Annotated in this window: 19 protein-coding genes and 1 pseudogene; 3 read left to right on the top strand and 17 right to left on the bottom strand. The window is 66.5% G+C overall.

The genetic code is table 11. The features are described from left to right. Positions 1–117: 117 nt before the first annotated feature. Positions 118–705 carry a hypothetical protein gene (locus IPM80_07760; GenBank protein ID MBK8958321.1) on the top strand — a complete coding sequence of 196 codons (588 nt, stop codon included), beginning with the start codon at positions 118–120 and terminating at the stop codon, positions 703–705. A gap of 6 nt (positions 706–711) precedes the next feature. Here the strand turns inward: IPM80_07760 and IPM80_07755 are convergent, their stop codons facing one another. The 8 genes from IPM80_07755 to IPM80_07720 all read right to left on the bottom strand — a co-directional run bounded on the left by IPM80_07755 (position 712) and on the right by IPM80_07720 (position 9,971). Further along, positions 712–2,862: a xanthine dehydrogenase family protein molybdopterin-binding subunit gene (locus IPM80_07755; GenBank protein ID MBK8958320.1), complete on the bottom strand. Its 2,151-nt coding sequence runs from the start codon at positions 2,860–2,862 to the stop codon at positions 712–714. Beyond that, entirely contained in the window at positions 2,859–3,314 is a 456-nt protein-coding gene (locus IPM80_07750) for a (2Fe-2S)-binding protein (protein ID MBK8958319.1), read from the bottom strand. The genes IPM80_07755 and IPM80_07750 overlap by 4 nt, the downstream gene beginning before the upstream one ends. Before the next feature lie 127 nt (positions 3,315–3,441). After that, positions 3,442–4,644, bottom strand: coding sequence for a cytochrome P450 (locus IPM80_07745; GenBank protein ID MBK8958318.1), 1,203 nt, complete (start codon positions 4,642–4,644; stop codon positions 3,442–3,444). 29 nt (positions 4,645–4,673) lie between these two features. Then, positions 4,674–5,828, bottom strand: a complete 1,155-nt coding sequence (locus tag IPM80_07740; GenBank protein MBK8958317.1) for an aromatic ring-hydroxylating dioxygenase subunit alpha — start codon at positions 5,826–5,828, stop codon at positions 4,674–4,676. 14 nt (positions 5,829–5,842) lie between these two features. Further along, on the bottom strand, positions 5,843–6,409 hold the full coding sequence (locus tag IPM80_07735) for a nuclear transport factor 2 family protein (GenBank protein MBK8958316.1): 567 nt from the start codon (positions 6,407–6,409) through the stop codon (positions 5,843–5,845). A 25-nt stretch (positions 6,410–6,434) separates the two neighbouring features. Next, complete coding sequence (locus tag IPM80_07730; GenBank protein ID MBK8958315.1) at positions 6,435–7,418, bottom strand: amidohydrolase; 984 nt, start codon at positions 7,416–7,418, stop codon at positions 6,435–6,437. Next, positions 7,415–8,782, bottom strand: coding sequence for an amidohydrolase family protein (locus tag IPM80_07725; protein MBK8958314.1), 1,368 nt, complete (start codon positions 8,780–8,782; stop codon positions 7,415–7,417). The genes IPM80_07730 and IPM80_07725 overlap by 4 nt, the downstream gene beginning before the upstream one ends. Position 8,783: 1 nt before the next feature. Then, a complete protein-coding gene (locus IPM80_07720) occupies positions 8,784–9,971 on the bottom strand; it encodes a cytochrome P450 (protein MBK8958313.1) in 1,188 nt (395 codons plus the stop codon). Between the two features lie 193 nt (positions 9,972–10,164). On the opposite strand from IPM80_07720, the gene IPM80_07715 reads away from it, so the two are divergent. Continuing rightward, on the top strand, positions 10,165–11,346 hold the full coding sequence (locus tag IPM80_07715; protein ID MBK8958312.1) for a CoA transferase: 1,182 nt from the start codon (positions 10,165–10,167) through the stop codon (positions 11,344–11,346). Between the two features lie 170 nt (positions 11,347–11,516). Here IPM80_07715 and IPM80_07710 read toward each other — a convergent pair. From IPM80_07710 to IPM80_07680, 7 genes and pseudogenes are all read right to left on the bottom strand, one after another. Next, positions 11,517–12,518 (bottom strand): annotated as a pseudogene (locus tag IPM80_07710) (nitronate monooxygenase). A 20-nt stretch (positions 12,519–12,538) separates the two neighbouring features. Then, complete coding sequence (locus tag IPM80_07705) at positions 12,539–13,225, bottom strand: nitroreductase (GenBank protein MBK8958311.1); 687 nt, start codon at positions 13,223–13,225, stop codon at positions 12,539–12,541. Between the two features lie 110 nt (positions 13,226–13,335). Beyond that, positions 13,336–14,559: a CoA transferase gene (locus IPM80_07700; protein ID MBK8958310.1), complete on the bottom strand. Its 1,224-nt coding sequence runs from the start codon at positions 14,557–14,559 to the stop codon at positions 13,336–13,338. Positions 14,560–14,563: 4 nt separating this feature from the next. After that, a complete protein-coding gene (locus IPM80_07695) occupies positions 14,564–14,983 on the bottom strand; it encodes an OB-fold domain-containing protein (GenBank protein ID MBK8958309.1) in 420 nt (139 codons plus the stop codon). Then, on the bottom strand, positions 14,980–16,149 hold the full coding sequence (locus IPM80_07690; GenBank protein ID MBK8958308.1) for a lipid-transfer protein: 1,170 nt from the start codon (positions 16,147–16,149) through the stop codon (positions 14,980–14,982). Before IPM80_07690 ends, IPM80_07695 begins: the two co-directional genes overlap by 4 nt. Further along, complete coding sequence (locus IPM80_07685; protein ID MBK8958307.1) at positions 16,068–17,381, bottom strand: beta-lactamase family protein; 1,314 nt, start codon at positions 17,379–17,381, stop codon at positions 16,068–16,070. Before IPM80_07685 ends, IPM80_07690 begins: the two co-directional genes overlap by 82 nt. A gap of 28 nt (positions 17,382–17,409) precedes the next feature. Further along, positions 17,410–17,943 (bottom strand): cupin domain-containing protein, encoded by a 534-nt coding sequence (locus tag IPM80_07680; GenBank protein MBK8958306.1) that lies wholly within the window; start codon positions 17,941–17,943, stop codon positions 17,410–17,412. Between the two features lie 99 nt (positions 17,944–18,042). On the opposite strand from IPM80_07680, the gene IPM80_07675 reads away from it, so the two are divergent. Beyond that, positions 18,043–18,993, top strand: a complete 951-nt coding sequence (locus IPM80_07675; protein ID MBK8958305.1) for an SMP-30/gluconolactonase/LRE family protein — start codon at positions 18,043–18,045, stop codon at positions 18,991–18,993. Between the two features lie 108 nt (positions 18,994–19,101). Here the strand turns inward: IPM80_07675 and IPM80_07670 are convergent, their stop codons facing one another. Together IPM80_07670 and aceF are read right to left on the bottom strand one after the other, a co-directional pair. Then, the gene (locus tag IPM80_07670; protein MBK8958304.1) at positions 19,102–20,076 is read right to left on the bottom strand and encodes a nitronate monooxygenase; all 975 of its coding nucleotides are present in this window, start codon (positions 20,074–20,076) and stop codon (positions 19,102–19,104) included. A gap of 295 nt (positions 20,077–20,371) precedes the next feature. Beyond that, positions 20,372–21,622 carry a dihydrolipoyllysine-residue acetyltransferase gene (gene aceF / locus IPM80_07665; GenBank protein ID MBK8958303.1) on the bottom strand — a complete coding sequence of 417 codons (1,251 nt, stop codon included), beginning with the start codon at positions 21,620–21,622 and terminating at the stop codon, positions 20,372–20,374. Positions 21,623–21,633: the final 11 nt, after the last annotated feature.

Raw genomic sequence — 21,633 nt, 5'->3', positions numbered from 1 at the left:
CCTGTCGCGGCTTCTTTCTCGGCCCGTCAGCACCGACACTTGCGCCGGCACGACAGGCTGCCGGCGCGGCGCGAGTCGTACATCTTCACTCACCAGGACCACGACAGCGAGTCAGTCATGAAAAGGATTCACCCCATTGCGCTCATGCTGATCTGCGCAATCTCCACGACGCTCCTGGCGCTGCCAGCCGGCGCCGCAACCCTGCGCTACACCTTCACCGGCCACGGTTCGGGCAGCCTCGATGCCTTCGGCTTCGAGAACAGCGCGTTCGCCATCGTCGGCGAGGCCGACCCCGCCAACAGTGCTGCCTGCGGCGTCGACAACTGCCGCTACCTGGACTTCGCGTCGGTCGCGGTGCACATCGAGGGCGTGGGCGATTTCGCGGTGCTGAGTACGCTGCGCGTGTTCAACACGGTCGGCAATCTCGGCTTGTCGCGTGGCGGACCCATCGGTACCGACCTCTACAATGTATTTCAGGTGCCCAGCGATTACGACTTCTCTTTCCCGCTTGGTCCGATCACCGGGCTCGCCAGCCTGCTGCAATGGGATATCGAGAACGTCATGACCTCGGGCGGTGTGCTGGTGTTCGCGAATGGCGACACCGACGGCAGCTTCAAGGCCGAAGGCGTACCGCTGCCGGCCTCGGCCTGGCTGCTCGGCAGTGCGCTGCTGCTGGGCGCGGCGCGTCGTCGCCGCGCCATGTGAGGCAGGTCAGACGCCGCCGCGGAACGGCAGTCGTCGTTGGCGTTTGCCGGTCGCCGCGAACAGGGCGTTGGCGAGCGCCGGCGCCAGCGGCGGCACAGCGGGTTCGCCCACGCCGCTCGGCGCTTCCTCCGACGCCACGATGTGAACCTCTATCGGCGGCATCTGCGACATGCGCAGCAGCGGATAGGTGTCGAAGTTGCTCTCCTGCACCACGCCATCCTTCAAGGTGATCTCGCCCGCGAGCGCCGCTGACAGCGCATAGCCGACGCCGCCCTCCATCTGCGCGCGAATCACGTCCGGATTGATGGCGAGGCCGCAATCGACGGCCACCGTCACCCGTTCGACCTTGAAGCCGCCGTCGGCATCGGTGCTGACTTCCACCACTTCAGCGACCCAGGTGCCGAACGAGCGATGCACGGCGATACCGCGTCCACGCCCGGCGGGCAGCGCGGTTCCCCAGCCGGACTCGCGTGCGGCGAGATCCAGCACCGCGAGCCGACGCGGATCGTCACGCAACAGCGCGCGGCGCAGCGCGACCGGATCCTTGCCGGCCGCGTGCGCCAGCTCGTCGATGAAGCATTCGACGGCGAACGCGGTATGGGTATGGCCCACCGAACGCCACCACAGCACCGGCAGCGCGATATCTGCGACGTGCGCTTCTACGCACAAGTTCGTCACCCGGTAAGGCAGGTCCGACGCGCCTTCGTGAATGGTCTTGTCGACCTTGCCGGCACGCAGACCGTCGCCGCCCCACAGCGACTGGCAGACGATGCGCTGCTGCCAGGCCGTGAGTTCGCCGTCGGCGGACAGCGCGCCGCGCAAGGCGTGGGTCGCGGCCGGCCGGTAACGACCGCCACGCATGTCGTCTTCGCGCGTCCATTGCAGTTTCACCGGGCGACCGTCGCCGAGCGCCCGCGCGATGCGCACCGCTTCCAGCACGTAACCCGCGCCGATATCGGCGCGCCGGCCGAACGAGCCGCCGGCAAACTGTTGATGGATCCTGACCTGCGTCGGCGCGATGTCCAGCAAGGCGGCGACCTTGGCCTGATCGCTGGTGAGCGATTGCGCGCCGTACCACAGATCGCAGCCGTGTTCGCCGAGTTGCGCAACGCAGTTCATGGGCTCCATCGAGGCATGCGCGAGGTAAGGCACTTCGTAGGTAGCCTCGACCACGGACGGCGCCGCGCCGAGCGCGGCCTCGACGTCGCCGTCGTTGCGCAGCGCCTGGCCGGCACGTGCGGCGCGTTCGCGGTAGTCCTGGCGTTGCGCTTCGCTGTCGAGGCGCAGGGCGGCGCTGTCGTTCCATTCGACCGCGAGTGCATCGCGGCCGCGCAGCGCCACCCACAACGAATCGGCGACCACCGCCACGCCCTCGTCGAAGCGCAGCACGGCATGGACGCCGGGCACGGCACGCGCCGCGGTATCGTCGACTTTCGCCGGCGTGGCGCCGAAACGCGGCGGATGCAGCATGACCGCGTGACGCATGCCGGGCAGACGCAGGTCGATGGTGTAGAGGGCCGCGCCACGGCTCTTGGCGGCGCCGTCGCTGCGCGGCGCGGACTTGCCGATGTAGACGAAATCCCGTGGCGCCTTGAGCTTGACTTCGCCGGGCAGCGGCAGGCGCGCGGCGGCGTCGACCAAGGCGCCGAAGCCGCTTTCCCGTTGGCTGGCGGCATGTCGCACGCGGCCTTTGACGACCGTGACCTCGCCGGCATCGACCTGCCATTGCGCGGCTGCCGCCGACACCAGCAGTGCACGTGCCATGGCGCCCGCTTCGCGCATCTGCAGCCACGCGTTGCTGATCGACGAACTGCCGCCGGTGCCCTGGTAAGGGCCCCACTTGAGATTGTTGTAGCGACTCGCGTCGGCCGGCGCCGCCTCGATGCGCAGCTGCGCCCAATCGGCGTCGAGTTCTTCGACGAGCAGGGTGGCGAGGCCGGTATGCACGCCCTGGCCCATCTCGAGGTGCTTGGCGATGACGGTCACACTGTCGTCGCGGCCGATGCGCACGAAGGCGTTGGGCGCGAAATCGCCAGTGGCCGGCGCATCCAGCGCCGCCGCGTCGTCCAGCCGCAGTCCCAGCCACAGGCCGCTGCTCGCGGCGAGGCCGACTTTAAGAAAATCCCGGCGACCGAGCACGGTGATCGGATTGTTCATGCCAGCGCCTCCGCCGCCGCATGGATGGCCGCGCGTATGCGCACATAGGTTGCGCAGCGGCACAGGATGGCATCCATGGCGGCGTTGATGTCGGCGTCACTCGGTCGGCGATTGCTTTCGAGCAGCGCGGTCGCGGCCATGATCTGCCCGGATTGGCAGTAGCCGCACTGCGCGACGTCGAGCGCGGTCCAGGCCTCGATCACGGCGCGTGCGACCTTGGAGTCGGCGCCTTCGATGGTGGTGACGGCGTGCTTGTCGAGGGCGGCCAGGGGCGTGATGCACGCTCGCCGTGGCGCGCCGTCGACCAGCACCGTGCAGACGCCGCACAGCGCTTTGCCGCAGCCGTACTTGGTGCCGGTCAGGCCGAGCTCGTCGCGCAGGACCCACAGCAGTGGGGTGTCATCGGGAGAATCGAGTTCGCGCTGCTGGCGGTTGATGGTGAGGGTTTTCATCAAGCGGCTCCTGCGGCTCGGAAGCTTGCCAATGTTGTAGGTGCGAATTCATTCGCACATTGAACCGCGCGGCGCTGCGTCGACCCTGGCAATTCAATGTGCGAATGAATTCGCACCTACGGGGAGACTAGGCCACTTGCCAGCGCAAATGAAGATTCTTCATGGTGCGCAACTGCCCACTCTCGTATACCGGCTGCGTGCCGGGCGCCAGTTCGAAATCCGGAATGCGCTTCAGGAATTCTTCCACCGCCACGCGGATCTCGAGCCGCGCCAGGTGTTCACCCAGGCAGCGATGCGGGCCGACGCCGAACGCGGTGTGCACCACTTCCTCGCGCTCGATGTCGAAACGTTCCGGCTGCGTGCACACTTCCGGGTCGCGTGATGCGGCGGCGTAGTTCAACGCCACGCGATCGCCGGCCTTGAGCTGCTCGCCCGCCACCTCGCAGTCCTGGCGCACGCTGCGACCCACCGCCACCACCGGCGCATAGAGACGCACCGTTTCCTCGACGGCGGTATGCATGCGCGCCGGGTCACGCGCCAAGGCTGCGCGTATCGAGGGGTCCGTGGCAAGTGCATAGATAGCGCCCGAGATGGCGTGGGTGGTGGTGGCGAGGCCGGCGAACACCACGTCCAGCACCACGTGGATCTTGTCTTCCCACGAGCAGGGCGCGCCGTCCTTGTCGACGCCGGCGAGTATCACGTCGACGATGTCACCGCCGCGAGATGGCTCCCGGGCGCGCTGTTCGAGAAAGCCCTGCAGGTAGGTGTAGACGCGACCGAAGGCGTCGGCACGCTGATCCATGGGGCCGAAGGAATAGACGTCGATGTCGTTGAACAAGGTCGGCAGTTCGGCGACCGGCACCGGCAGGATGTGTTTGAACAGGATGAGGCCCGGCAACTGCGCGGCGAAGTCGGCGACGAATTCGCACTCGCCGCGCGCCGCGAAGCGTTCGACCAGTTCGGCGGCATAGGCGCGCGCCGGCGCCTCCAGCGCTTCGCAGGCGCCGGCGGTGAAGAAGCTGTTGAGCGCGCGCCGCCACTCGGTGTGATAGGGCGGGTCGAGATCCTCGGGCAGGATGGCGATGTTGCCTTCCGGCGGATTCAACATCCAGCCGTCGGCGCTGCTGAAGCTGCGCCAGTCCATCGCGCAGCGCCTGACATCACGATAGCGATTGAACACGCGGTAGCCGGGCCCGACCGTGCTGTGCGCCACCGGGCATTTCGCCACCAGGTGTTCGAGCACGTCTTCGAAGTGCGTCGCGAACAGCGGGTCGTCGATGTCGAACTGCCGGGCGAGATGTTCGAGGTTCTGCGGTTTGTTCGTGCTCATGGCGGGTATCCGGAAATCCTGTGCGGCGTTCAGCGCGAGGCGCCGGCCATCAGTCGCGCGATGGTGTTGTGATAGTTCTGCACGGCCGGCTCGTTGCGGCCGAACAGGAAGTCGAGGTTGGCGCCGGATTTCAAACCGTCCTGGATGGTGCGGCCGACCGCGTAGTCCTCGTCGCGCACCGCCTGCAGCACCATGCTGCTGAACAACTCCGACGCCGCGCGCTGTTCTTCGCTGACCGGCGGCGTGGCCACCAGCACCGTCTGGCGCGTGAGCGTGGTGGTCGGCGTCGGGCCGGGAAAGATCTGGCTGACCAGGCAATGATCGCCGAGGATGCCGGACACCGACAGGTTGGGGAAACAGTTGTGGATGAGACGGATGTGCTTGTCCACTTCCCAGCTCGATTCCGGCTGGTCGACGAGTTCGGCAAGCGTTTTGCGGCCAAAGGTCAGGCGCTGATGGGGGCCGTAGGTATCGAGCACCAGCAGGTTGCCGATGGTCATCTTGCCGACGGTCTTGCCGTGCAGCGAATTGTGGTGATAGGCCTCGAGATAGCCGTCGAGCGCGACTTTCCAGCCTGGGCCGTCGAGTTCGCGCTGCGTGTAGATGTGCCAGCTGTCGAGTTTCAAGCTGCCGAGCTCGGCGGCGAAATCGCCGAGCCAGGTATCGATGTCCAGCGCCTCGCCGGGCGTCAACTTGACGAACACCAGGCCGGCGCGCTCGGCGCAGTCGAGTTCGGTGAGGCCCAGGCTCGCATGATCGACTTCGCCGAAGGTGTCGGCGGCGTAACGGCTGATCAATGCGCCCTGCTCGTTGTAGGCCCAGGCGTGGTAGGGGCAGGTGAAGACGCGCGCGTTGCCGCTGCCGTGCTGGCAGACCTTGGCGCCGCGATGACGACAGGCGTTCAGGAACGCGCGCGCGCGGCCGTCCTTGCCGCGCACCACGATCACCGGCACGTCCAGCACCTGCATGGCGCGGTAGTCGCCGGCCTGCGGGATCTCGATGCTGAGCGCGAGGGCCTGCGGCAGGTGCTTGAACACGCGCTCGACTTCGCGCTGGTAACGGGCTTCGTCGACATAGGCCGCCACCGGCTGGCTCATCACCGACGGCGCCTGGTCGGTGGTGCCATTGCGGTAGTGCTGCAGCGCGCGGCGCGTGAGGTCGAGCATTTCTTCATGGCGCGTCATGGCGGCGGTCTCGCTTATTTCTCGACAACGTGTTGCGCGTGGAAGGCCTGCCAGCAGGCCAGGGTTTCCGGATAATCGGCCGGCATGCGCGTGCCGCGTATGCTCAGGCGGTCGCGGCTCTTGAACACCGTCGGGAACTCGGTCACCGGCACGTAGTAGAGGAAATTGATGGTGCGATGGGCGAAATGCCAGCGCCCGTTCTCGCGCCGGTATTCGTCGTTGTAGCGCATCGCGGCGAGGCTCACGACCTCGGCCGGGCAGGTCTCGGCATGGCTCAGCACCAGGCCGGTGGCGCGATCCGCATCGCGCTCATCGAAGCTCACCGTGTGATCGTGCGTCCAGTGAAATGCCGGGCCACGTACCTTGAACAGCTCGATGAACATCGATTCGATGGCATCGCGGCCATGCGCCACCATCGCGCCGCTCGGTGAGTCGAACACCGCGTCGGCGGTGAACAGGCCGGTCAGGCGCGGCATGTCGTGTTCGTCACAGGCCACCGCGTAGGCCGTCACCAGTTCGCTGATGGCGAAGCGCGATTCGAGCCGGTCGATGCTGCGCTTCAATTGTTCGAGTTCGCTCATGAATACTCCCCGCGAATGAAGATGGTCAGGCGCGCAGCAGGCGGCGCGCGTTGGCGGCATAGGGGCGCGCTTCTTCGCGCACGTCACCTTGCTGCTGATCCCAGCCCGCGAAATTGGTGCCGAACACCAGCCGCTCGCAGTTCACCCGCGAACGCAGCAGCGCGACCGATTCGGTCGCGTGCACGTGGATGTCGAACCACAGGCGATGCAGCAGCGCTTCGAAGGCGCCATCGGCACGCAGTTCTTCGCGCGCCCATGGCCGCTTGCGCGCGGCGCTGGCCATGCGTCCGAACAGGTAGCCGGTCGCGCCGCCGCCATGGCTGATGCAGATGTCGAGCTTGGGATGGCGCTCCAGCACGCCGCCGTAGATGAGCGTGCACACCGCGATGGTCTCCTGCGCGGCGAAGCCGATGATGATGTCGAGATCGAAGCGTTTGAGATTCGGATCGCCGGCCGGACCGTCGATACCGGCCGGTGCCGGATGGATGAACAGCGGCACGTCGAGCGCGACCAGGGCTGCGTAGAAAGCGTCGAGCGCCGGGTCGTCGAGCGGCCGGCCGAAATCCGTGCCGATGTAGGGGCCGACCATGCCGAGTTCGGTGACGGCACGCTGCGTCTCTTCGATCGCGAAGCCGATGTCCTGCATCGGCACCGCCGCGCAGGCCGCGAGCCGCTCGCGATGGGGCGCCACCTGCGCGGCCAGCGCATCGTTGTGGGTGCGGCAGAAGTCGCGCGCCAGCGGCGGCTCGATGAAATGGAAATAAGTCAGGGGATTGGGCGACAGCAACTGGTAGTCGATGCCGGCGCGGTCCATGGCGGCGAGGCGCAGGTCGACATCCATGAACGGGCTGCCGCGATAGCGCACGCCGTGCAGTTCGTAATTACCGACGCGAAAGCGCGGCTTGTCCTCGTAGCCCAGTTCGGGGCCGTAGCGGCCGGCCGCGCCCATTGTTTCTTCCAGCACCGCGTGGGCGTGCAGGTCGATGCTGGTGGCGTTGGCGAGGCTCATGGTGCTTTCACGTCTTCGTCGTCGAAGCCGTCCACCACCTCGCGCCGCAGGATGCGCGTGCCGTAGTGGGGCGCGCGCCAGCCGGGCGGATCGCGACGCGGCGCGGGAGGCGCGGTATCCACCACCTCGCCGTTCAGGATCACGTGGCGCAGCCGCTGGCGCTCGCCGAGCAGGCGCACGTCGCGTGCCACGTCGCCGTCGATGACGATGATGTCGGCGAGCCGGCCGCTTTCTATGGCACCGGTTTCGCCGGCGAGACCCAGCGCGAAGGCATTGGCGCTGGTGGCGGCGGTGATGGCTTGCAAGGGTGTGAGGCCGAGGTCGTTCACGAACACTTCCAGTTCGCGGTAATGCCAGTCACCGTAGGGCGTGATGGAAAAGCCCGACTCGGTGCCGCACAACAGCGGCACGCCGGCATCGAAAGCACGCTTCAGCATCACCGCGCTGTCGCTGATCTCTTTCTGGAACAACTTGCGAATGCCTTCCGAGGCGCCGACCGCCGCGCCGTAGTCGGCGAGATTGGCCTGGAAGGTGAAGGTCGGCACGATCGGCACGCGTCGGTCGACCACCGCGGCGAGCGCCTCTTCATCCATGTAGGTCGCGTGCAGGATCATGTCGAAGCCGGCCAGCGCCGCGTCGCGGGTGCTGGAGGCGCCGCGACAATGGCCGACCACCGGCGTGCCGAGTTCGTGGGCGGTGTCGCACACCAGCTTCATTTCATCCAGCGACCACACCTGCACTTCGCCTTTCACTTTCTGGCGCGGCGTCAGGCCGGTCACGTGCACCTTGATCCAGTCGACGCCGATTTTGATCTGGCGGCGCACCTCGCGCACGATGTCGTCGCGGCTGTGCACCACCACGCCGTAACCGCGCCGGCCCTCGTCGGGAATGAGGCGGCCGGCGGTGCCGCCCACCGAGGTCAAGAGCGCATTGCCGCCGGTGGTCATGCGCGGTCCGCGCACGATGCCGGCTTCGATGGCGTCGCGCAGATCGACGCCTATTTCCCACAGCGAATCGGCGTCGAAGAAACCGGTCACGCCGGCGGCCAGCAGCTTTTGCACGTTGGCCGCGGCGATGATCGCGGCGAGACCCTCGCGACGATGAAAGAACAACTCGTCGTTGGAATTCGGCTCGTCGAAGCTGATGTGGCAATGGGCATCGATGAGGCCGGGCATGACGGTGAGACCGCGCGCGTCCATGCGCGGCACCTCGGGCGCGGTGCGCGCGTCGAGACCGGGCTCGACCGCGACGATGCGCTCGCCCGCCAGCAGTACGTCGGCGACGCGCGGCGCGTTGCCGAGGCCATCGACCACGCTGCCGCCGTGGATCAGGAGGGTTGCGTCAGATTGGGCTGGTGTCGTCATGTCACCAGGCCACCGGCAAGCTGCGCGCGCCGCGCACCCACAGCGACGGCAGCCAGTCCGTGGCGGCGTCGAGACGACGCAGCTTGGGCATGCGCTCCAGCACCGCCTCCAGTGCAATCGTGCCCATGCGCTTGCCGAGCGCCGCGCCCGGGCAGTAGTGCGGGCCATGGGCAAACGACAGGTGATGATGCGCATCGCGCTGGATGTCGTAGCGATCCGGATCGGCGAAGCGTCGTTCGTCGCGATTGGCCGAACTGATGTAGGACAACACGTAGGCGCCGGCCGGGATGGTCACGCCATGGACATCGACGTCATGCACCGCGGTCTGGAACACCAGGTTGACCGGCGACCAGTAGCGCAGCGTTTCCTCGATCGCATTGGCCGAGAGCTTGGGCTCGGCGCGCAGCATGGCGAAGGCGTCCGGGTTCTCGCTCAAGGCGATGAGTGCGCTGCTGATCATGTGCGACGGCGTCTCGGAGCCGCCGAAGTGGGTCAGCACCGCGATGCTCAGCACCTGGATGGAACTCAGCACGTCGCCGCCTTCCTCGGCCTTGACCAGCAGCGAGATGAAGTCGTCGCCAGGATTGATGCGGCGCTCGGCGATGCTGCGCTCGAGATAGGCGCGCAGCTCCGCGACGCTGGCGCGGATGCGTTCGACGTCCGCCGCGCTCAACGACGCGCGATTGGCGGCGTTCAAGAGATCGGCCGTCCAGATCTTGAAGTTCTCGCGCTGGCTCTTGTCGACGCCCAGCAATTCGGCGGTGACGCTGACCGGCACGTAGGCGGCGAAGTCGGCGACGAAGTCGAACTCGTGGCCGCGCGCCATGATCTCATCGAGCAGGTCGCTGACGATGGCCTTGATGCGTGGCTCGAGGCCGCGCGTCACCGACGGCGAGAACGCCTGGCCGGCGAGCTTGCGCAGCGGCGTATGTGCCGGCGGGTCCATGGCGATCAGCGACGGCGTTTCCGGCACCGGGTCGAGATCGCCGAAGGCCTGGGTGATGAAATCGCGCGCCGAGTAGGTTTCGGGGTGCAGGAAGGTGTGCTTGCAGTCGTCGTAGCGGAACAGGCCGTAGGCATTCAAGGCCGGGATGCGGTACACCGGCGCCTCGTCGCGCAGACGGCGATACCAGGGGTAGGGATCCTGCTGCACTTCACGCAAGGTGGGATTGAACTCGATGGTGCTCATGGTGCTCGCTGGGCCGTGCCTGGCGCGTGCGTGGGAGCCGCCGGCGGCGGCCCCCGGGCCGCGTCCCGGGTGATGATGGTCCGAATAGTAAGCGGGCGTACTACCCGGTGACAAACCACGCGGACCAGCGCTTACAATCCCGTCGTCCACGCCACTCCGGCCGGGTTTTCACTACGCTTTCGAGGAATCAGCAATGCAACCGATGCAGGGCATCAGGATCATCGACGTCACCACCAACGCCTCCGGTCCCATGGCGACCGGCATGCTGGCGGACCAGGGCGCGGACGTCATTCGTTTCGAGACCGTCGGCAGCGGTGACCCGGCGCGGCACGTGGGCGGGGTGCGGGGTGGCGTATCGGCCTATTTCGCGCAGATGAATCGCAACAAGCGCTCGATGGCGGTCGACCTCAAGAACCCCGCGCTGCGCCCGGCCTTGTACAAGATCATCGAGAGCGCCGACGTGTTCGTGCAGAACTCGCGGCCCGGCGCGCTGGACCGCGCGGGCTACGGCTTCGAGGACCTCAAGCGCGTCAATCCCAATCTCGTCTATGTCTCGATCTCGGGCTTCGGCGCAACCGGCCCGGCGGCCGGACAGCGCGTCTACGACCCGGTCATCCAGAGCGTGTCGGGCTTTGCCGCCGCGCAGGGCGTGGGCGGCGAACCGCAGCTCATGAAGACCATCGCCAGCGACAAGGTCGCGGCCCTGACCGCCTCCCAGGCGATCGCGGCCGCGCTGTTCGCGCGCGCCCGCGGCGCGGTCGGCGGTCATCATGTGGAACTGTCGATGCTGGACGCGAGCCTCGCGTTCCTGTGGCCGGAAGTGTTCTGGAACGACAGCTTCGTCGGCAGCGAAGGCTTCACGGCCAAGCCGCTCATCGCCTCGTTCTACGAACTGTTCCCGACCAAGGACGGCCACATCACCCTGATCATCGTCGGCGACGGCGAGTTCGCCGGCGTGTGCAGCGTGCTCGGCCTTGAACACCTGCTGCAGGACTCGCGCTTCACGTCGTTGACGCTGCGCTTTGCCAACTATTCGCAAATGCTCGGCGAGATCAAGGCCGCCACCGCCAGGTTCACCAGCGCCGACGTCATCGCCCGGCTCGAAAAAGCCGATGTGCCCTGCGCCAAGGTCAACCGTCTCGATGAAGTCGCCGACGATCCGCGCGTGCAACACGGCCAGTCCGTCATCGAGTACGACCATCCCGTGGCCGGGCGCATGAAGCAGGCGCGCGCGGCGGCGGTGTTCGACGGAGAGCGCCTTGGTGTGCGGCGGCCGTCGCCGGCCTTGGGCGAACACACCGAGGAACTGCTGCGATCGGTGGGATGTTCGACGGCGGAGATTTCCGCGTGGCGTGAGGCCGGCGTCATCGGTTGATCGGGCTGCGCCGGTTCGAATGTCAGGCCTAACCCCCCCTGCGCTGGTGAGCGTGGCGGTGGTGCGGATGACGCGTGGCGACCGACACGTCGCGACTGGCACGATACGATCCTGGCGGCTGGCCCCCCCCCCCCCCCCCCCCCCCCCCCCCCCGCCGCCCTGAAGACCGCGCGCCCCAGCACCGCGATCGCCTCGCGCACCATGCCCGGCACGAATTCCGCGACGTGGATGAGATCGTTGATCGCGCCCGCTATCTGCCCGCAGGGCAGGATGCCGCCCTGCATGTCGCCGTCGCGCTGCGCGGCGATCAGGCGTTCGTCCTTGAAGCGCGTCAGATCCTCTTCCGTGATGCCGGCTCGGCTTTCGAATTCATGCAGTTCGGCGATGGCGCGACTCGGCAGGATGCGCGACGGGCCGTACAGCGCCTGGAACAGGGTGTCGTCGCCTTCGCGCGCGGCGAGGATGTGCGCGGCGTAGTTCGGATGCCAGTCCGGGTTGTCATGGCTGGCGACGAAGCGCGTGCCGAGTGCCACCGCCTCGGCGCCCATCGCGAGCGCGGCCGCGAGGCCGCGTCCGTCGCGCACTCCACCGGCCAGGATCACCGGGCACTTCACCGCCTCCGTCACGCTTGGGCCCAGCACGAAGGTGTGCACCGGGCGCGCATGGGTATGGCCGCCGGCTTCGTAGCCCGAGGCGATGATCATGTCCACGCCGTCGGCCTCGGCGCGCTCAGCCTGGCGCGTGCCGCCGACCTTGTGCACATGCACGAGCCCCGAGCCTTCGATCATGCGCCGCGCCGCCGCCGGCGCACCGGCCGAGGTGGTGATGACGCGCAGCCGTTTCGCGACTTCAGCGTCCTTGACCGCGTCCACCACCGCCTGCACGTAGGCCGAGCTGAAGGCCGGCACATTGCCGTGCTTGTCGGTGCCGACCGGGATGTTGACCGCGAAGGGCTTGGCGGTGAGGGCGCAGGCCTCGTCGATATAGCCGCGCAGCTTGGCGGCGCCGGCACGCGGCTCTTCGCTGATGCCGGGAATGCTGACGGTGCCGAGACCGCCGGCGTTCGACACCGCCGCGGCGAGCGCCACGGTCTTGTAGGGCCCGAGGCCCTCCTGCATGACCGGGTGCTCGATGCCAAGCATGGCGGTGAATCGCGTCGACAGTCGTTGCATGTGAGGGCCCTCCCGCGCTGTCAGGCGCTGTGAAAAGTCGCCCAATCGCTGAGCGGCGCGCGTTCGCTGACCAGCGTGTTCTCGACGGCGCGGGTGTCCTCGTAGCCCAGCGACATGCCGCACAGCACTTTCTGCTCTGGTGGCAGGCCGAGTTCGGCGCTGATGATGCGATGGAACTGCGTGAAGGCGAACTGCGGACAGGTATGCAGGCCGTGGCCGCGCGCGGCGGTCATGACATTGCCCATGAACATGCCGTAGTCAATCCACGCCGCGTAGCCCAGGGCGCGATGAATGGTGAAGATGAGTCCGACCGGCGCATCGAAGAACTGGAAGTTGCGCGCGTGCTGGGCATGGGTGCGTTCACGGTCGCCCTTGCCGATGCCGAGCAGGGTATAGAGATCCCAGCCGACCTTGCGCCGGCGGTCGATGAAGGGCGAGATCCATTCACTCGGATAGATTGGAAACTCGCTGCTATGCTCGGCGTTGAGCGCGGGGTTGTTGAAGGCCTCGAGGATGGCGTTCGACAGCCGCGTTTTGGCCGCTCCGGTCAGCACATGTACCTGCCAGGGCTGAATGTTGGTGCCGGAGGCCGAGCGCGCAGCGACGGTCAGGATGTGCTCCACGGTGTGGCGCGGCACCTCGGTGGGCAGGAAGGCGCGCACCGAGCGGCGCGAAGTCAGGGCGTTGTCGACGGAATGGGCGTCCATGGGAGTTCCTGTGAGCGTTTCTGTAGGTGCGAATTCATTCGCACATTGAAGGCGCGGCAAGGCGCCACGCCACGGCATTTTAGTGTGCGAATGAATTCGCACCTACAGGATCAATACGGCTTCGATTGCAGCACGCCCTTGGCCTCCAGCGCATCGACCGTCGCCGCGTCCTTGCCCAGCACTTCCATCAACACTTCGCGATTGTGTTCGCCCAGCATGGGCGCCACCAGTTCCGGATCGTTGGCCGGGTAGCGGTTGGAATGAATGGGATGGCCGGGAATCTGGAACTCGCCGGCGATGCGATCATTGACGGTGCGCACCGTGCCGCGCGCGACGAGATGCGGGTGGCTGACGGTGTCGGCCACCGACAGGATCGGCGCACAGGGCACGTTGTGGCGTTCGAGGATCTCGATGGCGGCATCGACCGACGGCAAGGTCGCGAGCCACGCCTCGATGACGCCGATGACTTCGTCGCGCCGTTCCAGCCGTACGTTGTCGTTCTCCCAGCCTGGCGTGGTGGCGAGTTCCGGACGGCCCATGGCGGCGGCGAGATCCTTGAAGTGGTGCAGGAAGGCCATGATCATGATGCCGCCGCCATTGCCCTGGAAGATGCCGCCCGGGCAGATGTAGTTCATGTGCCTGCCGGTGCGGGTCGGCTGGATGGCGCCGCCGCTGGCGCTGAAGCGATGCACGTTCACTTCGTGGTAGTGGTAGTAGCAATCGAGGATGGCGATGTCGAGATGCTGGCCTTCGCCGCTGCGATGGCGGTCGAGCAGGGCGGCGGCAATCGCGAACGCGGCGGTGACACCGGTGGACACATCACCGATGGCGGCAAGCGTGAGATCCGGCAGGCCATCCGGGTCGCCGACCATCGAGGTGATGCCGGAATAGGCCTGGGCGATGTAGTCATAGCCCGGCTTGTGGGCGAGCGTGCCGGTCTGGCCGAGCGCTGAAATCGAACACAGGATGATGTCCTCGCGCAGCGACTTCAGCACCTCGTAGCCGAGGCCCATGGTCTTGATCACGCCGGGCTTGAAATTCTCGACCACGATGTCGCAATGGGGCACCAGTTCCTTCAGCAGCGCAATGCTTTCCGGATTGCGCAGATCCATGCACAGGCTGCGTTTATTCAGGCACTGCTGGATGGTGTAGAGACTGCGGTCATTGCGGATGCGCGACATGGCGCGCGACATCTCGCCGTCGGGCGCCGACTCGACCTTGATCACGTCGGCGCCCATCTCGGCGAACATGCGCGTGCAGGTCGGGCCGGCGGCGGCACGGGTCAGATCGAGCACCCGGTAGCCGGACAACATGTGGGGCTTGCGATTGTTCATGGCATTACCTCAGGCGAGTCGAAAGACCGGCAGCTTCTGGCCAGCGGGCGTGGGTGTGAACGCCACGCGTCACGTCGGCATCGAAGGCGATGGCGGCCGGCTCACAGTCGACGAGATTGCTGATCATGCGCAGGTTCGGCTGCTCGGCGAGTTCCACTTCCACCACCACGTAGGGCACCCGCGCCACCGCGGCCGGATGCACGGCATGGGTGATGACCGTCCAACTGTACACGCGCCCGCGGCCCGACAGCGGCGCCCAGTCGTAAGCGTCGTCGGCGCAGAACGTACAGAGCGGCGCCGGATGCCAGCGGAACTTGCCGCAAGACTTGCAGCGCTGCATCACCAGGCGCTCTTCGTTGCAGGCGGCCCAGTAGGGTTCGGTGCCGTACTCGGGAATGGGGTAGGGAAACGACAGTTCACTCACAGCTCGTTCCTCAAGATCATGGCCGAGGTCGGCACCGCGTTGCCGGCCGACACGAACGCATGGCGCGCACCTTTGACCTGGCAACGCGCCACGCCGCGCAACTGGCGCACCGCTTCGATGACGTTCTGCATGCCGTGCATGTAGCCTTCCGAGAGATTGCCGCCGCTGGTGTTCATGGGTAGTTCGCCATCGGGCCAGCGCAGGCGGCCGTTGGACACGAAGTCCTTGCCCTCACCGCGTTTGCAGAAGCCGAAATCCTCGATGGCCATCATCACCAACGGCGTGAAGTGATCGTAGATGAACAGTACATCGATATCCGCATGCTTGATGCCGGCATCGCGGAACACGTGCTTGGCGATGACGGTCGATTCGCTTTCGACGCTGTCCATGTCCTTCAGGATCGAGCGATGGTTCCAATGCCCCGCGCCCAGCCCGCCGCCGGCGATGAACACGCGGGGATGACGCAGGTCGCGGGCACGGTCGGCACGCGTGATGACCACGGCCGCGCCGCCGTCAGTCTCGAGACAACAGTCGAGCAGACGCAAAGGGTCGGCAATCATGCGCGAGGCCTGGTGATCCTCGATGCTCATCGGCCGGCCATGCATCATGGCGTCGGGATTCATGTTGGCATGGTGACGACACGTCACCGCAATTTCACCGAAGTGGCGCGACTCGGTGCCATACAGATGCATGTGACGCCGTGCCGCGATGGCGACCATCTGCGCGGGACTGAACAGGCCATAGGGTGAGAGATAACTGGCGACACCGGCCGCGCCGGGCGCGGTGGCGGCCTGACCGAAACGCGGCGTGCCGCGCCCCGAGCGTTCGTTCATGGCGCGGAACGCCACCACCGCCTTGGCCTGGCCGGTGGCCACCGCCATCGCCGCCAGCATGATGGTGCCCACCGGTCCACCGCCGCCACCATAGTTGACTTCACCGAAGTAACGCAGCTCTGGCATGCCGAGGTTGCGCGCGATGTCGATGGGGTCGTTGTTGTCCATCGTGTACTTGGCGATGCCGTCGATGTCGGCGGGCGTCAGGCCGGCATCGGCGATGGCGGCGCCGATGGCTTCACAGGCCAGCTTCATCTCACTGCGGCCGGAATCGCGCGAGTACTCGGTGTGGCCGATGCCGACGATGCAGGTCTGGTTGCTGATGGAGTCCATGGGGCTGTGCCGCCCCGGGCGGGGCCGGCGCAACCGCACGACGTCATCGCCGCCAATACCAGGCCCTGCATCACGCCGATGCGTTCGAAGTGGTAGCTGTCTTCCATGAGGCCGGTGGAGAGGAAGGCGAAACTCAAGTCGCGTTCCGGATCGATCGTGAAGCCGGTGGAGCCGGCGCCGAAGCCACCGAAAGTGCGCGGTGAATTCATCGGGCTGAACAAGCCTGGCAGGTTGCCTTCGCCGCGCAGGAAGAAGCCGCAGCCGATGTTGGCCGGGTACTCAAGCCAGCCGCGCACGCCGAACCACATATCGAACAGCACGTTGCGCAGATTGCCGGTGTGGTTGCGCGTGCAGAAGTCGATCATGGCCGGCGACAACAGGCGATTGCCATCGAGTTCGCCGCCCCGGCGCAGCATCTCGGCGAAGCGGTGCACGTCCTGCACGGTGGTCATGCAGCCGCCACCGGGGATCTCGCAGCCCGGCGTCGCGAGCAGCGTGCCTATGCCTTCCACCGCGGCGGGCGGCAGCAGCGCGGGCAGATTCTCGTAGGAGACCTTCACCGGGCACAGGCGTTTCATGAGATCGGCGCGCGGCCCGAGGCTGGTGTCCTTCATGCCGAGCGGCGCGAACACGTCGTCCTTCAACATCTGGGCATAGCTGCGGCCGCGACCGTCGGCGCGCAGGCACAGGGCCGCGATGATCGAATGGCCGAGCAGGATGGAATAGTTCACGCGCTCGCCGGGCTGCGACTCGAGCGGCAGGCCGCAGGCAAAGGCCGTGAGCTTGTCGATGTTCATCAGCACGTCGGCCGGCACCGGCGGAATGGCCGACAGCACGCCGCTGGTATGGGTCAGCAGATGAAAGAGATTGACCTTCTCCTTGCCGAGCGTCGCGAATTCCGGAATGAGTTCGGCGACCGGCGCATGCAGTTTCAAAAGGCCGCGCTCGACCAGCGACAGCGCCAGCACGTTGGTGAACTGCTTGGCGACCGACATGGTGGCGAACACCGAATCGTTCTTGAGCGGATTGTTGGCCGCGCGCTCGGCATAGCCCTCGCACAGGTCGAGCACCACTTCACCGCGGCGCGCAACCAGCATGCGCACGCCATGGCAGCGGCCGGCGTCGATGTCGGCCTTGACGGCGTCGCGCACGCGCCCCAGGCGCGCGACGTCGAAGCCGAGCTTGGCGAGATTGTTCTTGGGCGCCTTGACGGCGGCGAGCTTGGTGGCCATGGGCAAATCCCCTCGAGTGACTGGTGGACTACTTCTTCATGTGCGCGCCGACGATGGCGCCGATCACGCGGCACGGTACGTCGAACGGATTCTTCCAGCGGTGCATGGTGCCGCTCTGCACGACCACGTCACCGGCGGCGACGGTCGTCGCCGAGCCGTCGTCGAGTTCCAGCACGCAGCGCCCGGAGATGATGTAGAGCATGTCGCAGGTCTCCGAGCGGTGCATGCCCGGCGCGTCCGCGGTGAAATGGGACAGGAGGCCCGGCGCGGCCTGTTCAGCCGCGGCCATGTCGCCGCTCGCATCGGCGTTCTTCTCCGGATCGCTGCCGGCCGGCAGCACGAACTCGGCGAAGCGCACGCCACCGATGGGCGGGAACCAGGTGGAGGGCGGCGCAGGGCAGCCAGCGTCGGGATAGTCGAAGGTGCGGTCGGAGGCCCACAGCGTGCCGAGTTCGATGCCGCCGAGACCCGGCACCTCGGCGCTCTTGACGGTGGCGTCGCTCGCGACGATGGATTTGCCGTCGGCGCGGTGGCCGGTGACGACGCGGCGGAATGTGCCCATGCTCTTGGCTCCTGAAGAACAGGCTCAGACTATGGGTGGGCCGCGGGCGGGGCGTCAATTGCGCAGGTTGGGGGGGCCGGGCGCGACCCGCGCCAAGGCATGGTGGTGGCTGGCGCATGGCGCTATCTTCAACGCTCTCGCAACGAGGGGAGAGCGTTTCATGAAAACCCTTTTGAAGGCGGTACTTTCTTCGAAGGCCCGCGCTGGCACGACGGCGCCTGGTACGTGGCCGACATGTATGGACCCAAGGTATTGCGCATCACGCCGGACGGCGCGGCCACGCCGGTCGCCGAACTGCCGCAGCGCCCATCCGGCATCGGTTGGCTGCCGGATGGTTCGATGCTGGTGGTGTCGATGCTCGACCGCCGCCTGATGCGTTACACCGCCGACGGCCGCGCGGAATGCTATGCCGATCTCGCGCCGCACACACCATGGTTCTGCAACGACATGGTGGTCGACCGACAAGGCCGCGCCTGGGTCGGCAACTTCGGCTTCGATCTCTTCGACCACGGGGCGACGCCGGCAGAGACCAACTTGTTGCGGGTCGATCCCGACAGGCGCGTCAGCGTCGCCGCCGAAGGACTGCGCTTTCCCAACGGCACGGTGGTGACCGGCGACGGCCGGATGCTGATCGTCGCCGAGAGTTTCGGCGCCTGCCTCACCGCCTTCGACATCGCCGCCGACGGCGCGCTGACCAATCGTCGTCGACACGCATTGCTCGGACGCGTGCCGGCCTATGATTCCTTCGAGCACATGCTGGACACCGATTTCATTCCCGACGGCTGCGGTATCGATGCCGAGGATCACGTGTGGGTGGCGGATGCGAAGGGCGCGCGCGCCTGTCGCGTCGCGCCCGACGGGCGCGTGGTGGAGACGGTCCATTCACCCAATGGCTTCGGCGTCTACGCCTGCGTGCTGGGCGGCGTGGCGGGCAACGAACTCATGCTGTGCACCGCGCCGGACTTCGATTCGGCCAAGCGCAGCGCGAGCCGCGAAGCGGTGTTGTTCGTGGAGAAGGTGAAGGTGCCGCGCGGGGCGGGCTTGCCGTGACGCGCCGCAATCCAAGTGCGATTACTGGGGCAGACTTCGCACATTCAGGGCAGACGACAGCGCCGGGTGCGCCTTGAAGCGACTGAAGTCGCCCCACAGGAAAGGTGATCAGCCGGCGAAGCGCGCCAGGCGCTCGCGAATGATGGCATTCGCTTCGCTCATGATGCGATCGATGAGTTCCTTGCAGGTCGGGATGTCATGAATGAGTCCCGCCACCAGGCCGCAGGACCACGCACCGGCGTCCATCTCGCCCTGCTGCATGATCTTCGGATACACGCCCACCACTTCCTCGGCGATGTCATTGAAGCTGATTTTCGAACCGAGCTCCTTTTCCTTACGCATCACGCGTTCGACCGCGGCGTTCTTCAACACGCGCTCGGTGTTGCGCAGCGGGCGCATGACCAGCGTCATGTCGAGTTCGGTCGCCTTCAGGATGGCCTGCTTGACGTTCTCGTGAATGGGCGCTTCCTGGGTGGCCATGAAGCGCGTGCCCATGTTGATGCCTTCGGCGCCGAGCGACAGCGCCGCCACCAGCGAGCGGCCATCGGCCATGCCGCCCGAGGCCACGAACGGGATCTTGAGTTCATCGGCGGCGCGCGGCAGCAGGATGAAGTTCGGGATGTCGTCTTCACCGGGATGACCGGCGCATTCGAAACCGTCGACGCTGACCGCGTCGCAGCCGATGGACTGGGCTTTCAGCGAATGACGCACCGAGGTGCACTTGTGAATGACCTTGATGCCGGCGTCGTGCAGCATCGGCAGCCATTGCGCCGGGTTGTTGCCGGCCGTTTCCACCACTTTGACGCCGCCGTCGATGATGGCCTGGATGTAGCCCGGATAGTCGGGCGTGGTGACGGTCGGCAGGAAGGTCAGGTTCACGCCGATGGGTTTGGTGGTCATGTCCTTGCAGCGACGGATCTCGTTGGCGAGATCGGCCGGCGTGCGCTGGGTCAGGCCGGTGATGATGCCGAGGCCACCGGCATTGGATACCGCCGCCGCCATTTCGGCGTAGCCGACGAAATGCATGCCGCCCTGGATGATGGGATGTTCGATGCCGAACATTTCTGTGATCTTGGTTTTCACGGGTGACTGTCCTTAAGGGGAGTGGGTGAGGCCGACGCGCGGCGTAAAGGCCGCATTGTCCGAGATAGCGCGGCCGAGGACAATTCAGCACGGTATGGTGGTTGCCTGGGCCCAAAAAAATCGCCCCGCGGGGGCGCGGGGCGAATGAGCGGACACGCAGGACGGCGCCGAACAGTCTGGGAGGGGGAGTCGGCGCCGTCTGCTAGCGTAAACCGCCGCACCTTTGGGACACTGCCGCGAGGCACGGGAGGAGGTCGAATGAAGTCTCGCACCCACAGGAACGGAAATCAACGAATCACAGCAGGATGTGGCGAATATCCCCGAGCACGGTGGTGAGGTAGCGCGTGAACTGCGCGGCGGCCACGCCATCGATGACGCGATGGTCGTAGGACAGCGTGAAGGGCAGCATCAAGCGCGGCACGAACTCGTTGCCGCGCCACACCGGTTTCATGGCCGACGGCGAAACGCCGAGGATGCCGACCTCCGGCATGTTGATGATCGGCGTGAAGGCGGTGCCGCCGACCCCGCCCAGGCTCGAGATGGTGAAGCAGGCGCCCTGCATCTCGGCCGGCATGAGCTTGCGCTCGCGCGCCTTTTTCGAAAGATCGCGCACTTCGAGGGCCAGTTCATACAGGCCTTTCTTGTCGACGTCGCGGATCACCGGTACCACCAGGCCATTGTCGGTGTTGACGGCGATGCCGATGTGAAAATATTTCTTGTGGATGAGCGATTCGCCGTCGGGTGACAGCGAGGCGTTGAAGTCCGGGAATTTCTTCAGGCCCACCACCGCGGCCTTGACCAGGAAGGCGAGCAGGGTCAGCTTGGCGCCTTTCTGTTCGGCTTCATCGGCCTTGGATTTGCGAAACGCTTCGAGCTCGGTGATGTCCGCTTCGTCCATCTGGAACACGTGCGGCACGGTCACCCAGCTGCGATGCAGGTTCTGCCCTGTCAGGCGCCGTATCTTGTTGAGCGGCGTGGTTTCGATGTCGCCGAACTTGGTGAAATCGATGACCGGCGCCGCCGGCAGATTGAAGCCGCCGCTCGCCGCGCCCGCGCCGGCGTGGCCGCGCGTGCCGCGCATCACTTCCTTGACGTGCGCCTGTACGTCTTCTTTCAGGATGCGGCCCTTCGGCCCCTTGCCGTACACGAGCGCGATGTCGACGCCGAGTTCGCGCGCAAACTTGCGCACCGACGGACTGGCATGGGCTTTGGACGACGTCGGCGCATCCGTGGTGGCGGCGGGCGCCACGCGCGGCGCCGGCGTCTTGGGCAGGCTGACCGGCGGCGTCGGCACTGTGACCGGCGCGCTCGGTGTCGCGCCCGCCTGTTCGGTGACGCGCAGTACGACGATCACATCGCCTTCCGAGACCTTGTCGCCGACCGTGGCCGACACCGATTCCACCACGCCCGCGACCGGCGCGGGGATGTCCATGGTGGCTTTCTCGCTTTCGACCGTGAGCAACGGATCTTCGACGCGCACCGTGTCACCGGCCTTGACGATGATGTCGATGACGTCGACGTTGTCGAAGTCGCCGATGTCGGGCACGCGGATCTCGA

The organism is Pseudomonadota bacterium, assembly GCA_016719885.1.
Lineage (GTDB): Bacteria > Pseudomonadota > Gammaproteobacteria.
Note: the sequence above shows the minus strand (reverse complement) of the source record. Positions and strands in the feature narration are given on the sequence as shown.